The organism is Acinetobacter sp. WU_MDCI_Abxc222 (genome assembly GCF_025514755.1).
Classification (GTDB): Bacteria; Pseudomonadota; Gammaproteobacteria; order Pseudomonadales; family Moraxellaceae; genus Acinetobacter; species Acinetobacter geminorum.
On the sequence record NZ_JAHPVG010000008.1, the window covers coordinates 126,622 to 140,466 of the forward strand.

Here is a 13,845-nt window from a genome sequence, read left to right on the forward strand (position 1 = left end):
GAAGGTAGAACCAATATGGTGACCATAGAACATGCTTTCCTCATACCAGCCGAGATTGACAAGGTTTTTAACTACCTTGCAAACCCGGCCAATGATGCAGGTTGGCAATTGTCATGTAAGCATTCTGAGCTTCTAGACAGTACTCCGCGTGTGGGTAGTAAGTACGAAATAGGTTTTAGCTTTATTGGTCGTGAAATGTCCTTTAAAGGTGAAATTACACATCTAGTACCGAACGAATTGTATGCGTTTAAAGTAGTGGAAGGACCCTTTCACTACACCGGTACTTACCGTTTCAAACCACATCCGGAAGGTACATGGATTGAATGGGTGTTTGAGGCAGAACCAGGTAGTTTTTTTGGTGTATTGCCGTCAGCGCTGCTAAAAAAGATGGTGCTCGCTCAGTTCAAAAAAGATGTCGATAATCTTGAGGCTCTGGCTCAGAAGGGTGAAGCTTATGAGTCGGTTAGCAATGAAAATAAACCAACTATCGAGACCAATAAACCACCTCGTAAGACTCAACAAATGATGGAGAAATACGCGCGTTGGATTCTTAGCAATCGTCGTATTGTCTTGACTGTGGTGATGCTCTTAACACTTGCTCTAGCGTATCTGGCATCTGGTGTAAAAATTATTATTGACCCAGATGCACTTGCGCCTAAAGGGCATCCTTATATCACCTCGACCAAGCTGATTGAAAAAAAATTCGGCTCCAAATATATGGTCGTGATCGGTATTACACCGAAGCAGGGTGATATTTATCAGCCGCAAGTGTTGGAAAAGGTCAAACGCATTACTGAAGAAGTGGATAATGCGCCTGGTGTAGTTCGCTCAACTATGATGAGTCTGGCTGCACGGCAGGCAAAGGGTATCGAGGCGAATGCAGAAGGATTCGATGCCAAGAAACTATTGCCGACCAGTTCAGTCACTCAAGATGATATTGCTCAGCTGAAAAAACTATTGGCACTGAATCCAACCTATATGAATTCAGTGGTATCTAAAGATCAACGAACTGCTGCGATTTTGCTTGAGCTTGAGGAAAGTCCAGAGGGCTTCCAGAAAATGATGGGCCCGATCAACAAAATCGTAGAGAGCGAACAATCTAAAGATATGACCATTAGTGTTGGTGGCAATCCTGTATATCTGGATAAAGCTGAAGACTACTCTAAGCGTATCAATATCTTGTTCCCGATTGCTGTATTAGTGATTGGTTTATTGCACTTTGAAGCATTCCGCAGCAAGCAAGGTTTGATTCTGCCACTCGTTACAGCTTTGTTGGCTGTGGCATGGGGTATGGGCATGATGGGCCTGTTCAAACAGCCGATGGATATTTTTAACTCGCCTACACCAATTCTGATTTTGGCCATTGCAGCAGGGCACGCCGTGCAGTTGCTCAAGCGCTACTATGAAGATTTTGATCGTCTGATTGCTCAAGGAATGGAGCCTAAAGCTGCCAATAGCGAAGCTGTGGTGCAGTCTTTGGTTCGTGTTGGTCCGGTTATGGTATTGGCAGGTGGTATTGCAGCGGCTGGCTTTTTCTCTCTGTTGACCTTCAACATTCCAACTATTCGTTCATTCGGTATTTTTACTGGTATCGGGATCATCAGTACTCTGGTGATTGAGATGACTTTTATCCCGGCACTGCGCTCAATGTTGCCACCGCCTTCGGCTGTGAAGGTCAAACGCAAAGGCTTACCGATCTGGGATTGGATTCCGAATCGTATTGGCGATGCCATTTTGTCAATTCGTCCGCGAATGATGTTAATGACTGCGATTGCGGCAATGGGCGTCTTTCTTGCTATTGGCACAAGCCGTATTGTGATTGATAACGATAGCCGCAACTTCTTCTCACGAGACCTACCGATGCAGCAAGACGACAGATTTTTAAATCAGTCTCTTGGTGGCACAAACAGTCTCTACATCATGGTCGATACCAAGGTTCGTGATGGTATTGAAAATCCTGAAATTTTAAAGGCGATTGATAATACTGAAAAGTTCGCAAACTCAATTCCTGAGGTCGGTAAAACAATCTCTATCGTGGACTATATCAAAAGGATGAATCAGGCAATGAATGCTGATCAGCCACAGGCATTTCAGGTTCCTGCAACCAAAGATGTCGTTGCTCAGTATTTGCTGTTGTATTCAATGTCTGGTGAACCGACTGATTTTGAATCCTACATTGATACCACTCAGCGCTATGCCAAGATTACGATTCTTCTGAAAACCGGCAGTAATCATCGTATTAAAGAAATCCTTGAGTCGCTAAAAACGTATATGGCGGGTCAATTGGGTGATAAGGCTGTAGTAAGTTTTGGTGGTGATGTGACGCAAACCATTGCTTTAACTGAAACGATGGTTCACGGCAAGCTAATGAACATTCTACAAATTTCATTTGCCGTATTCTTTATTTCAGCACTGGTCTTCCGTTCGATTTCAGCGGGACTGATTGTTCTTACACCACTTCTATTCTCAATTCTTGCCATCTTTGGTGTGATGGGTTGGCTCGACATTCCACTCAATATTCCGAACTCACTCATCTCGGCCATGGCTGTGGGTATTGGTGCGGACTATGCCATCTACTTCCTCTATCGCTTGCGTGAAATCTTGCGCGAAGAAGGGGGCGATATCAAAGATGCTATTCGTAAGACTTTAAGTACTGCTGGTAAGGCTTCTCTTTTTGTCGCGACTGCGGTTGCTGGAGGGTATGGCGTATTGTCTTTATCACAAGGCTTCCACGTCCATCAATGGCTCGCGATGTTTATTGTCATTGCAATGCTTTTCAGTGTATTTGCAACCTTAATTATGGTACCTACAATGATTCTAATATTAAAACCTCGTTTTATCTTTTCTTCGAATAAGAAGAGCATTCCTGTTGCACAAACAGTTGTGACAAGCCTTTTGTTAGGTACGGCGCTCACTTTTTCATTACCTAAAACATCTCATGCAGATGAAGTTCAAGATATTGTTAATCGTAGTGATGACGCCTCTAAGTTTTTATCTTCAACGGCTAGTGCCAAATTTATTTTGACCTCTAAAAATGGTGAGCAGCGCGTACGTTTGACCAAAAATATGACTAAGCTTGCTGGAAATACTCAGAACAATATGCGTTTGACCGAGTTCATCTCGCCAGCAGATGTCCAAGGAACCACAACGCTGTTAATTGAAAATGCAAAAGGCAGCGATAGCATGTTTGTCTATTTGCCTGCATTGAAAAAAGTACGTCGTCTTGCATCGGCGAATAAGGGTGATGCTTTTATTGGTACGGACTTTAGCTATGGGGATGTACTTGGCTATAAGCTCAGTGACTGGAAGTACACGAAACTTGCAGATGGCAAATTTAATGGCAAAGATTGCTACATGATTGAAGCAACGCCAATCAATAATACGGTGAAGAGTGACTTTGGTTATAGCAAACGTCGTATGTGCATACTCAAAGATAACTTTGTTACAGCAACCATCGACATTTGGGATACAGCAGGTAAGCCATTAAAACACATTGAATTCACCGATATCCGTCCTTACGGCAAAGTCAAACCAAGATGGCAAGCCATGAAATCTATGGCGAAGAATTTGCAAACTCAACATATGACGCAAGTTATCGTTAATGATTTTGTCGCAGAAAAAACCTTATCCGATAAGCTCTTCTCACCACAGAGTCTTGAAAAATGACGCAAGGTGCCTCTTGGGTATTTGCATGCTGCAGTAGCTTTATGCTACTGCAGCATGCTCATGCAGATGACAGCGAAATTAGTTTTGTGAGTCAGAACTCAGCCAGACTCGATGTGTGGTCATCAGATCGTGATTTAAGTTCGTTAAAAAACATTGGACAAGCAAGTTTCTGGTCCAATGGTACGCTCAAGTTTAACCCTGCATTTAAGCTGCATTACGACATAGTGGTTGGAGACGAAACAGACCATACTGTAAACCCAGATCAGGTGAGTAAGATAAATCGTAACTTACGTGAGTTGTATGCCTCCTATAACTGGGATCAGACATTTTATCTCGATGTTGGTCGCCAGGTTGTCGTCTGGGGGAGAGCTGATGGGATTAATCCCACAGATAACCTCTCGCCTCGTGACTATACGCGTCTAGTACCAGATGAGACAGATCAACGTCTTGGAAATGATGCACTCAAATTGACATATATTCCTGAATCAGGAACCAATAAATGGACTGCATTGTGGTATCCGCGTAATCGTTCAGATGTGATTCCATTGCGTCAGATTGCTGGTGTTCAGTATGACATAGACCGTAAGAGCCGTCCTGCATTTGCAATGCGCTGGGATTATTCCGTAGATGGTCTAGATGTTGGGGCATCGTATTTCTCAGGCTTGGATCACATGCCTGATCTGTCAATTCTTTCTGTATCTCCAACTGGGGAGGCAACATTGCAGCTGAAAAATAATCCTATGTCCGTCTATGGATTTGATTTCAGTTATAACCATAACGATCTCGTGTGGCGCGGTGAAGCTGCATATACAAAGACTGACTCAAATGGCAGCGAAGATCTTACCCATAAGAAAAATAATTTAACTGTAGTTATGGGACCGGAATGGTCATTAAAAAATTCTACGCTGAGTTTAGTAGGCGTGTACAAGCATACAGAGGACTTTAAATCTGCCGATAGCCTAACAAATCCAGCATTGAGCGCAGTCTATCGTTATCAGCAAACAATCAGTAACCAGTATCAGCAAAATCAGTATGGAGCTATGCTGCGCTATGCACTTAACCTACTGAATGATAATCTGAAATTAGAAGTAACAGGATTCTACTTTGCACCAGAGCCTAATGAATTGTTGAGAGTACGCATTAACTACAACCTCAATGATCACTGGCAGTTAAATGCAGGTGGAGATCGCTTCTGGGGCAAAAATGATACGGTGCTAGGACAATTTAGAGATAACAGTCTGGTGTATGCCCAGGTTCGATATAACTTTTAAGATAACTCGCTTCTAAACAATGCTGGAGTGCCCAGCACCTAATAAGGTGATTTATGGATAATTTAAATAACGCAAAAAAAGATAATTTTTCACGGAAGACCATATTAGTAACAGGTGCAGCAGGTTTTATTGGCAGCAGATTGATCGTTGAACTTCTGCATGAAGGTCATCAGGTGATTGCTGCACTGCGTAATGCCGCAACCAAGAAAGATAAGCTATTAGATTTTATTGCAACCCAAGGGCTAGCCGATCCATCTATTTCGTTTGTTGAATATGATTTAAGTCGCGATTTTAAGCTGGATTCTCTGTTAGCAGATGCCCAGACAAAGATCCATGTGATTTATCATCTTGCTGCATCCTTTAATTGGGGTATTAGCAAAGCTGAAGCTGAGCGTACGAATATTAAGTCAGGGCTTACTTTGATTAAATGGGCTGCAACATTGAAGCAGCTTGAACGATTTATCTGGATTGGTGGGTATCGTGTCGCTACGCCGCCGCAAGAGTCGGCTGATGAGTTGTATTGCAAACATGGTGGTTATGAAGCTTCAAAAATTTTAGGTTATCAAGCTTTCATTGAGGCCTGTAAGCGTTTAAATGTGCCATGGACTGCAATAAATCCAGCGACGGTCATTGATGGTTTTTATAACTATGGCGATATGCAATATATCGGTATTGCTGACATGATTGATAAGCTCTATCAGGGACGTCTGCTGGCATTGCCAGGTGGGCGTGACACCTTCCTGCCCCTATGCAATATGCAGTATATCGTGAGCTTTTTGATCCGAACGATGTCTTATCCTGAGACCATTGCTCAGGAGTATATGCTGCTTGATCCTGCGACGCCGAAATTTCATCGTCTGGTTCATCTCGCTGCTGAACACTTGGGAGTCAGCTCACCACATTTGCAAGTACCCAAGGTTCTATTGGAGAAATTGCCTGAGGTATTGCTTGACGGTTCTAAAGAGCAACTCTCATTCATTTCTACCGAGCACTATCATGTTGCGGGGGCAGAGGCGATGGCAGTGAAGATGGGCATCGCGGACCTGATCAATATCATTCCTTATTTTTCTCGCTGGATTGATCGTCTAGTACTTACACGCTTTGGTCGTATGCAAGTACCAACACCTAATTCTTTTAGCTATCAGAACCGATATTGGACAGAAATCTATACTAAACAGCCAGTTGGTTCAGAAAAATCTTCCGCACTGTTTTTACACGGCATTCCATTTGATAGCAAATGCTGGTCTCCAATCATCAATAAAATTACCTATGATCAGGTTGCTATGATGGATCTGCCAGGACTTGGGCGTTCAGGTAGTTATGAAATGATAGAAGATAATAACCATCAATTTATCGACACTGCTGCAAAACTTTTAGCGCCAAATAGTGTTGTTATTGCACATTCGTTAGGTTGTCTCTTTGCATTAAATCTTGCAAAGAAATATCCCGAAAAAGTTGCACGCCTCATCCTTATATCGCCTTATTTTGTTCAGGCGCAGGCTGCTAAAATGTTTCAGATACAAGCAATATCTAAACTAATTTTCCGTTTTGTGCCGAAAGATGTGATTGCTAAAGACTTGCATCCAGATGGGCAACAGAATCCGGCGGTTGGTTATGCGATGGATTCATTACGTCGAGTGTCGGTAGCCAAGCATATTAGTGAGTATATGCATCGGATTAGTTTGCCAGAACAGCGTGTAACTCAAACAGCTTTGCTCAATGAGCTTGGATCTAAAGTTGAAATCATTGTGGGAGATAAAGATCCAATTGTTACCACAATAAGCGCAGATATCCCTATACATATTATCGCTGGTGCAGGCCATAATCCGCACGTTACACATGTAGATGCGGTTTCTGACTATCTCGCGCCTGTTCTGATGAAATACAACAGCACTACCGCTTCCTAATGTCTGATCGTGCCCAAGTGCAGGTTTATGTCTGCCCAGTTTCACGGGTACCACAAGATCATTTGGTATTGAGTCATTATCTCGGCTTTCTCAGTTCGGCAGAGAAGCTGAGATATGATCAATATCATCCTAAGGCGGCTCGTCTTTTCTTGATCTCTCGCGTATTAGTGAAGACTGTCTTGGCAGATAAGCTAGGCATCTCACCTCATCAAGTTAATATTCAATTACATCCCAACGGCAAGCCTTTTGTACAAAGCAGCAAGGCTGTGTATTTTAATCTTAGTCACTCAGCAAACATTATTGTTCTTGCGGTGACTGAAGCAGGGGAAATAGGGATTGATGTTGAGCGACTGGATCGTGAGTTCGAATGGAGACGTGTCGATAGTGTGCTAGCATCGAGTGAAATTGAGTGGATTAAGCAGAATGAACTCATTGATCCATCCACTGTATATCAACGGTTTTTTCAAATATGGACCTTAAAAGAATCTTATATTAAATGTACTGGCGAAGGAATGAGTCGTCATTTAAAGAAGCTCAACTTTCATGTGTTAGCTGAACATATAGAGTTTCTCGATTCAACTCGTGATATTCAAAAGACAGAAGAATATTATTTCCAAAGCTATGTCTATGATCATAACTTTATCTTTTCAATCTGTTTACAACAGCTTCTTGCCCAAGAAAAATTGGATCTGGATTGTTTTCAATTAGTGCCATGCATATCTACGCATCGCATAACGCCAGTACTCTGCAAATATAACTAGATTAACTCGATACAATTAGTAGTTTAAAAATCTGAGTCTATTAATGAAACACTCGGGCTTGAGTCGAGCTATCCTCAAAATATGCTGTGAATCGATAGAACGTAAAATCATGGGTCGATAAAAAGAAAAAAGCCCCAGTCTTTCGACTAGGGCCTTTTAAATTTGGAGCGGGAAACGAGACTCGAACTCGCGACCCCAACCTTGGCAAGGTTATGCTCTACCAACTGAGCTATTCCCGCGTGCCGCTTATAATACATTAAGCAAAACAAGGGTCAACAACTTTATGCAAATAATTATGCTGATTGCATAAAATAAAAACAGAAATGAGCATTTAGCGGTATTTCTATTGTTAAGTTGCCGAATAAATAGACATTTTGTTTGAAGTCAAAGCATACAAGAGCAACTTTTGTTTGTGTGTAGACAAGGTATACTAGGTTCAAATATACGAATAATCGTAAAAGGAAAAGCTATGAGCCTTGAACAACAGTTGATTGAACGGTTACAAACACTTGCACCTAGCCATTTGGAAGTTATTAATGAGTCTGCTGGGCACGGTGGTTATTTTCCAGGTAAAGAATCTCATTTTAAAGTGATTATAGTGAGCGAAGAGTTTAATGGATTGCGTTTGGTTCAACGTCATCAAAAAGTATACGCGTTAGCTTCTGATTTGATGAATCCGGGCCAAATTCATGCTTTAGCGATTCATGCTTATTTGCCAAGTGAGTGGCAAGGTCAAGCTCCTGCTAGCCCAGAATGTGCACATGCACCTAAAAGCTAAGGGTTAATTTCATGGATGCACATTTACTCACTAAAATTATTCATATGACTGCGGTAGCTGCCGCACTTATGGTCTTTGTTTTACGCGCTTCAACTCTGTTTATAGGTGTTCAAGGTGAACAACCCAATCCAGCAGGGCGTAAAGTATTAGTTGCCTTACAACATTTGTCATTTACCGTGGTTTTCATTACGGGTGCAATTTTGTTAGTCATGAAAGACTTTCAAGTACAACCGTGGTTTTACGCTAAAATTATTCTATTTTTAGTGTTGTTATCTTCCCTGATGAAAGCCTTTAAAAAAGATGACACTCTTTTATTGGCACAGCGCCGTGCAGGTTTGGTCATTAGTGCGATTGCATTTATTGCTATTATTATCTTAGTGATTGTGAAACCTGTTTTTGCTTAATTGTTCTACATTCTTTGCCTTTTTGATTAAGCTCTAGGTTAAACTGCGTACAGTAAAATAATATGCAGAGGGAAACATGTTAACTCGTGTGGTGTTTAACCAAAAAGGCGGTGTAGGGAAATCAAGTATTACTGTAAATTTGGCTGCAATTAGTGCCAAACATGGCTTAAGAACATTGGTGATCGATCTTGATCCTCAAGCCAATTCTAGTCAGTATCTTTTAGGTGATGAAGCAACCTATTCTGCTGAAAAATCAATTTTAGAGCCAAATATCGAAAATTTCTTTGATGATGTGTTGGGCAACAATCAACAAAAGGGTCTAATCGGTAATGCATTAGGTTCAATTTTAAAAGCTCCAAGAAATAAAGATCTCGACAGTTTTGTTCATTCAACTCCTTTTACAAAATTAGATGTGCTTCCAGCAAGCCCGACACTGGGCGCGCTTGAACATGCGCTTGAAAGTAAACATAAAATTTATAAATTACGTGATTCGATCCAAAACTTAGTCGGACGATATGACCGTATCTATATAGACACACCACCAGCATTTAACTTTTTTACTCTCTCTGCTCTGATTGCGGCAGATAAAGTACTTATTCCTTTCGACTGTGATGTTTTTTCAAAGCGTGCGTTACAAACATTGATTGAAAATGTTCTCGAAACGCAAGATGATCATAATGATCGCTTGGAAATTGAAGGAATTGTGGTGAATCAATTCCAATCCCAAGCAAAATTACCTCGGGAAGTGGTTCAGCAGTTAAAAGATGAAGGGTTGCCTGTACTCAATAGCATGTTACCCCCTTCGATTTTGATGAAAGAATCGCATCAGAAAAATTTACCTTTGGCCCATTTGGCACCCGAACATAAATTGACTCAAGCGTATGAGACATTGTTTGGTGAGATTGAGCCAAAACGATAAGAGAAAAATGATGAAAGGCTTATATATTGCGCCTTTAGTGGCAGCCACTTTACTTCTTGGCGCTTGTGCTACAACGGTAAAACCGACTTATGTGTCTCCGACACAATATCAATCTTTGAGTTGCCAACAGCTACAAAGTGAATATAACCGTATTCAGCAATATATCGACAATGGAGTGCAAACTCCAAAAAGTACAGGTATGGGTGTTGGTCTTGGACTCGGCGGTGGCTGGGGACGAGGTGGTTGGGGATTCGGTCCATCTATTTCTGTAAATATGGGGCAATCTTCTTCAACGAAAAACACCGAACTTTCACGTGTTTTAGGCCAACAAGAAGCAATTGTTCAGGCTGCTCAGTTTAAGAATTGTCCAATTATTGTTCGCAAAAAGACCAATTAATAGGCAACTTTGCATCACAATATGCTAATTAAGGCATGTTGTGATGAATAAAGTTTAGCAAAATGTTTCATAATAAAATCAATATAAATAAATTAGTTATTAGTTTTTAAGCTTCTAAAATCCTGTATTTTCTGTAATCAATAAGCCTCATAAACTTGCTATATTTTGCCTGTTTCGTTTAAGGTGGCCCCATCTTGGATATTATGGAAACTTTATGATTGAGAGTTGGTTTTTTGTATTAGCAATGTTGGCTGTTTTGCTCATTCCGGGGCCGACAAATGCTTTACTTGCAACCGCAGCTCATTCTCAAGGTTTATCTAAAGCTTTTTGGCTTATTCCAATGGAATGGTTAGGCTATGCTTATGGCATTAGCTTCTGGGCTGTATTCATTCATTTGGCAGCTCCAGTTTGGCCTGCGCTATTGCTCATTTTGCATATTACAAGTGTGGCATATGTGTTCTGGATGGCATTCCGATTATGGAAAACTACCCATTTACAACAATTTAGTCAAACTCACCGTAATATTCGACCACGTCAATTATTCTTCTCAACCTTAAAAAATCCGAAATCCTTACTTTTTGCAGCAGGTATTTTTCCAGCCGAAACATGGAATTCGCCTGAAAATTGTCTAATTGTATTTGGTATTTTTACATTGACGCTCATTCCAGCTGCAAGTTTCTGGATGTTTTTTGGGCGTGCATTATTGACGGGCCCAGTACAGAAAATAAAAGCCGATCATTTATATAAAGGATCGGCTATGTTGCTTATTTTATGTATGCTTCCAGTGGTATTCCGCTTCTTTTAAACCAATCTCAAATCTTGGCTTTTCGGTTTTTTAGTTTTTCACGAATAAAGCCGATGATCCCTGGTAAAATGCTAATAATAATGATGCCAAAAATAAGATGAGTGAAGTTATCTTTAACGATTGGCATATTTCCAAATAGATATCCCAACGCTACAAAAGAAGCGACCCAACAAAATGCGCCAATCACATTGTAAGTTAAGAAAAACTTATAGTTCATGCTGCCAGCGCCAGCAACAAAAGGGGCAAAGGTGCGGGCAAATGGAATGAAACGGGCAAAAATAATTGTTTTTCCACCATGGCGAGCAAAGAATTCTTGAGTTTTAATTAAATGCTGCTTATTAATGAATCGGGAATTCATTTCAAACACACGTGGACCGATAAAACGTCCAATATGGTAGTTCACTGTGTCACCTAAAACGGCAGCAATGAAGAGTAGAGCCCCCAATAACCATGGATCCATCGCACCTGTAGATGCTGCTAAAGCACCAGCTGCAAATAGTAAACTATCTCCGGGTAAAAACGGCATAACCACTAAACCGGTTTCGACAAAGATAATTAAAAATAAAATGCCATAAATCCACGTCCCGTAATTTGTAATAAACTCGGCGAGATGCTGATCAACGTGTAGAATAAAATCAATAAGTTCCATGAGATGATTAAGTGGTAAACCGTTCTCAAATCCTAGCAGTGAGCCTATAGAAAGTCAGTATAAAACATCAAAAATATACAAATTGATCATCCTGTTTGTGCAACGATATATATGGATTTTGAGTATTTAATTATCAATGTCCCAAACCTAGAATGAGCTCATCAATAAATAAGCATTTAAATAAAGGTGGCAAAATGTTTAATCCAAATGTAGTGGTCAAAAATATCGTAACGCAATCAGGCGCGGACAGTTTTATTAGCCTTGTTGCTCGTCTTCTTATCGCCTATATCTTCCTTGTTGCAGGTTGGGGGAAAATTACTGGTTATGCAGCAACTGCTGGATATATGGAATCAATGGGGGTTCCGGGTGGAATTCTTCCATTAGTTATCTTGGTTGAGTTTGGTGGTGGTTTAGCTTTATTGTTTGGTTTCCAAGCACGCTTTGCAGCTTTTGGTCTTGGTATCTTTAGTATTTTAACTGCATTCTTGTTCCATCAGGGTGGGGCTGATGCAGCTGCACAATACAATAATGGCATCCATTTTATGAAAAACTTAGCAATGGCAGGTGGTTTATTCTTCTTGATGCTTCATGGTGCTGGCCGTATTAGTTTAGATCATGCAATCGAAAAATAAGATGTAAGACAAAATAAAACCGGATGAGCAATTCATCCGGTTTTTTTACTTCTTTATTTTAAAAATTAAAGCATAAATTGGATTTGCAATTCCCCAACCACGAACCCAAGAACTGCGCCGACTGCAATCAAGGCCCACTCATCTTCTTTAAATGCAGGACGTAACATCCCTTCAAATTCAGAAGGTGTTAATTTTTGCATACGTTCAATGAGTGTGCTACGAATATTCATTGCATCTTCTGCATAAGACTCTACATATTTCATCGTTTCTGGAAGCTGTTGCATAATACGTTCAGCAACTTGTGATTTCATATTCTGATATTTTTCTCCGCCAATTGCATATACAACTAACGGACGAATAACCCCAGCTTGCATATCAATTTCTTGTTTGACATGACGGTTAACCAGATCAATAACACGCGCTGAATGTGTACCCGAAAATAACTCTTCCATCATGTGACGTGAAGTTAAAAGCTGTTTAGAAATTAAAGCTGCATAGTCAGCTGCAACTTCATTTTGACGTTTAATAAATAGACCTTGCCATGTGTAACCCAATATCTTTTTAGGATAAAGTGGTCTAAACATCATTTGCAGTGCAATCCAGTCACTAAAGAAACCCACAAAGCCACCAAACAAAGGTAGCATCCAAGGATATTTTCCTTGAGTGACAATCCAGCACAGCATCTGAATCACACCGATACCGAAGCCAAATACGAAACCCACATTACTGAAAAATTTAAATTCTTGTTTCCCTACACGTTTAAAAATATTGTTGAGTAAACGTTTATCTTTAAGCAAGTTGCTGATAACAAGATGTTTAATATCAAAGTATCGATTCACATCACGCTGTACTTCGCTCATGATGTGTTCAACGATTTCGGGTGCTTTGGATTGCACACGACGGATGAGTCTTTGGCGAGCAAATTCTGGCATGCCTTCCCATAAACCGGGCTGATACTCTTGAGCAACGTCACGGGTAATATCTTCAGCCGCTGCAAGTAGAGGTTTTTCTATTTCTTTGGCAATACGTTTAGGATCTAGGCGTGCAAAAATTTCTTCAGGTTTAATCAGCTTTGCTGTCATGAGATCAACAGCAATGGTTGCCATTTTCTCGGCTTTGCGAGGCACAATGCCTTGCCAACCCAAAAATGGTTTAATACCTTTAAATTCAAGTGGTGAAAACATCATCTGGATGGCAACCACCTTGGTGATATAGCCAATTAAACCACTCATAAAAGGAATAGAGACATACAACCAAAAATGTTGCTGGAAATCTGCAATCATAGTTTGAAGCATTGTTGTTCCTTAGATTTCTATTGATTTTGATAGGGGGCAACAAGCCATAAAAATGGATAATTGTTTAAGCACAGACAAATATCGCTTATGGTATTTACCTTTCCATGGTAATGCCTGTTTTATCGGGTCATCTTAACATCAAATCCAAGACGATGTTGGATAGAATGTGATGAATTTATCAATACACATGGAGTTTTTAAGCGTAACCCATACAGTTGATAAATATAAGTAAATTTTGATTTATATCAAACAATTCAATTATAGAAATGATTCTGATATGAAAAAAATAAGATATATGATGATTTGCGGTGCGTCGAAGCGCGAAAAATGTTAAAATGGCGCGCTTAATTCTTTTGCCATT

Annotated in this window: 12 protein-coding genes and 1 tRNA gene; 10 read left to right on the plus strand and 3 right to left on the minus strand. The window is 40.4% G+C overall.

Annotation, left to right across the window (positions count from 1 at the left end):
* The first annotated feature begins 15 nt into the window (after positions 1-15).
* The 4 genes from KTJ10_RS13330 to KTJ10_RS13345 are packed head-to-tail and all read left to right on the plus strand — an operon-like array spanning position 16 to position 7,605.
* Positions 16-3,666, plus strand: coding sequence for an outer membrane lipoprotein-sorting protein (locus tag KTJ10_RS13330; RefSeq protein ID WP_262442195.1), 3,651 nt, complete (start codon positions 16-18; stop codon positions 3,664-3,666).
* Positions 3,663-4,937, plus strand: a complete 1,275-nt coding sequence (locus tag KTJ10_RS13335) for a DUF1302 family protein (RefSeq protein ID WP_262442196.1) — start codon at positions 3,663-3,665, stop codon at positions 4,935-4,937. The genes KTJ10_RS13330 and KTJ10_RS13335 overlap by 4 nt, the downstream gene beginning before the upstream one ends.
* A gap of 53 nt (positions 4,938-4,990) precedes the next feature.
* Positions 4,991-6,844: an alpha/beta fold hydrolase gene (locus KTJ10_RS13340; protein WP_262442197.1), complete on the plus strand. Its 1,854-nt coding sequence runs from the start codon at positions 4,991-4,993 to the stop codon at positions 6,842-6,844.
* On the plus strand, positions 6,844-7,605 hold the full coding sequence (locus KTJ10_RS13345) for a 4'-phosphopantetheinyl transferase family protein (RefSeq protein ID WP_262442198.1): 762 nt from the start codon (positions 6,844-6,846) through the stop codon (positions 7,603-7,605). Before KTJ10_RS13340 ends, KTJ10_RS13345 begins: the two co-directional genes overlap by 1 nt.
* 163 nt (positions 7,606-7,768) lie before the next feature.
* Here the strand turns inward: KTJ10_RS13345 and KTJ10_RS13350 are convergent.
* Positions 7,769-7,844: transfer RNA gene (locus KTJ10_RS13350), tRNA-Gly, on the minus strand.
* Between the two features lie 230 nt (positions 7,845-8,074).
* Between KTJ10_RS13350 and KTJ10_RS13355 the strand changes: the two genes are divergently transcribed.
* From KTJ10_RS13355 to KTJ10_RS13375, 5 genes are all read left to right on the plus strand, one after another.
* Complete coding sequence (locus tag KTJ10_RS13355) at positions 8,075-8,383, plus strand: BolA family protein (RefSeq protein WP_063097921.1); 309 nt, start codon at positions 8,075-8,077, stop codon at positions 8,381-8,383.
* Positions 8,384-8,394: 11 nt separating this feature from the next.
* Entirely contained in the window at positions 8,395-8,787 is a 393-nt protein-coding gene (locus KTJ10_RS13360) for a SirB2 family protein (protein WP_005071964.1), read from the plus strand.
* A 76-nt stretch (positions 8,788-8,863) separates the two neighbouring features.
* Positions 8,864-9,706, plus strand: coding sequence for a ParA family protein (locus KTJ10_RS13365; RefSeq protein ID WP_069121938.1), 843 nt, complete (start codon positions 8,864-8,866; stop codon positions 9,704-9,706).
* 10 nt (positions 9,707-9,716) lie between these two features.
* The gene (locus KTJ10_RS13370; RefSeq protein WP_002114091.1) at positions 9,717-10,103 is read left to right on the plus strand and encodes a hypothetical protein; all 387 of its coding nucleotides are present in this window, start codon (positions 9,717-9,719) and stop codon (positions 10,101-10,103) included.
* A gap of 214 nt (positions 10,104-10,317) precedes the next feature.
* A complete protein-coding gene (locus KTJ10_RS13375) occupies positions 10,318-10,908 on the plus strand; it encodes a LysE family translocator (RefSeq protein WP_063097923.1) in 591 nt (196 codons plus the stop codon).
* A 7-nt stretch (positions 10,909-10,915) separates the two neighbouring features.
* On the opposite strand, the gene KTJ10_RS13380 is transcribed toward KTJ10_RS13375, so the two are convergent.
* The gene (locus KTJ10_RS13380; RefSeq protein WP_199978261.1) at positions 10,916-11,557 is read right to left on the minus strand and encodes a DedA family protein; all 642 of its coding nucleotides are present in this window, start codon (positions 11,555-11,557) and stop codon (positions 10,916-10,918) included.
* A 194-nt stretch (positions 11,558-11,751) separates the two neighbouring features.
* On the opposite strand from KTJ10_RS13380, the gene KTJ10_RS13385 reads away from it, so the two are divergent.
* The gene (locus KTJ10_RS13385) at positions 11,752-12,189 is read left to right on the plus strand and encodes a DoxX family protein (RefSeq protein ID WP_063099663.1); all 438 of its coding nucleotides are present in this window, start codon (positions 11,752-11,754) and stop codon (positions 12,187-12,189) included.
* Between the two features lie 65 nt (positions 12,190-12,254).
* Here the strand turns inward: KTJ10_RS13385 and KTJ10_RS13390 are convergent, their stop codons facing one another.
* Positions 12,255-13,472 (minus strand): DUF445 domain-containing protein, encoded by a 1,218-nt coding sequence (locus KTJ10_RS13390; protein ID WP_262442217.1) that lies wholly within the window; start codon positions 13,470-13,472, stop codon positions 12,255-12,257.
* Positions 13,473-13,845 lie beyond the last annotated feature (373 nt).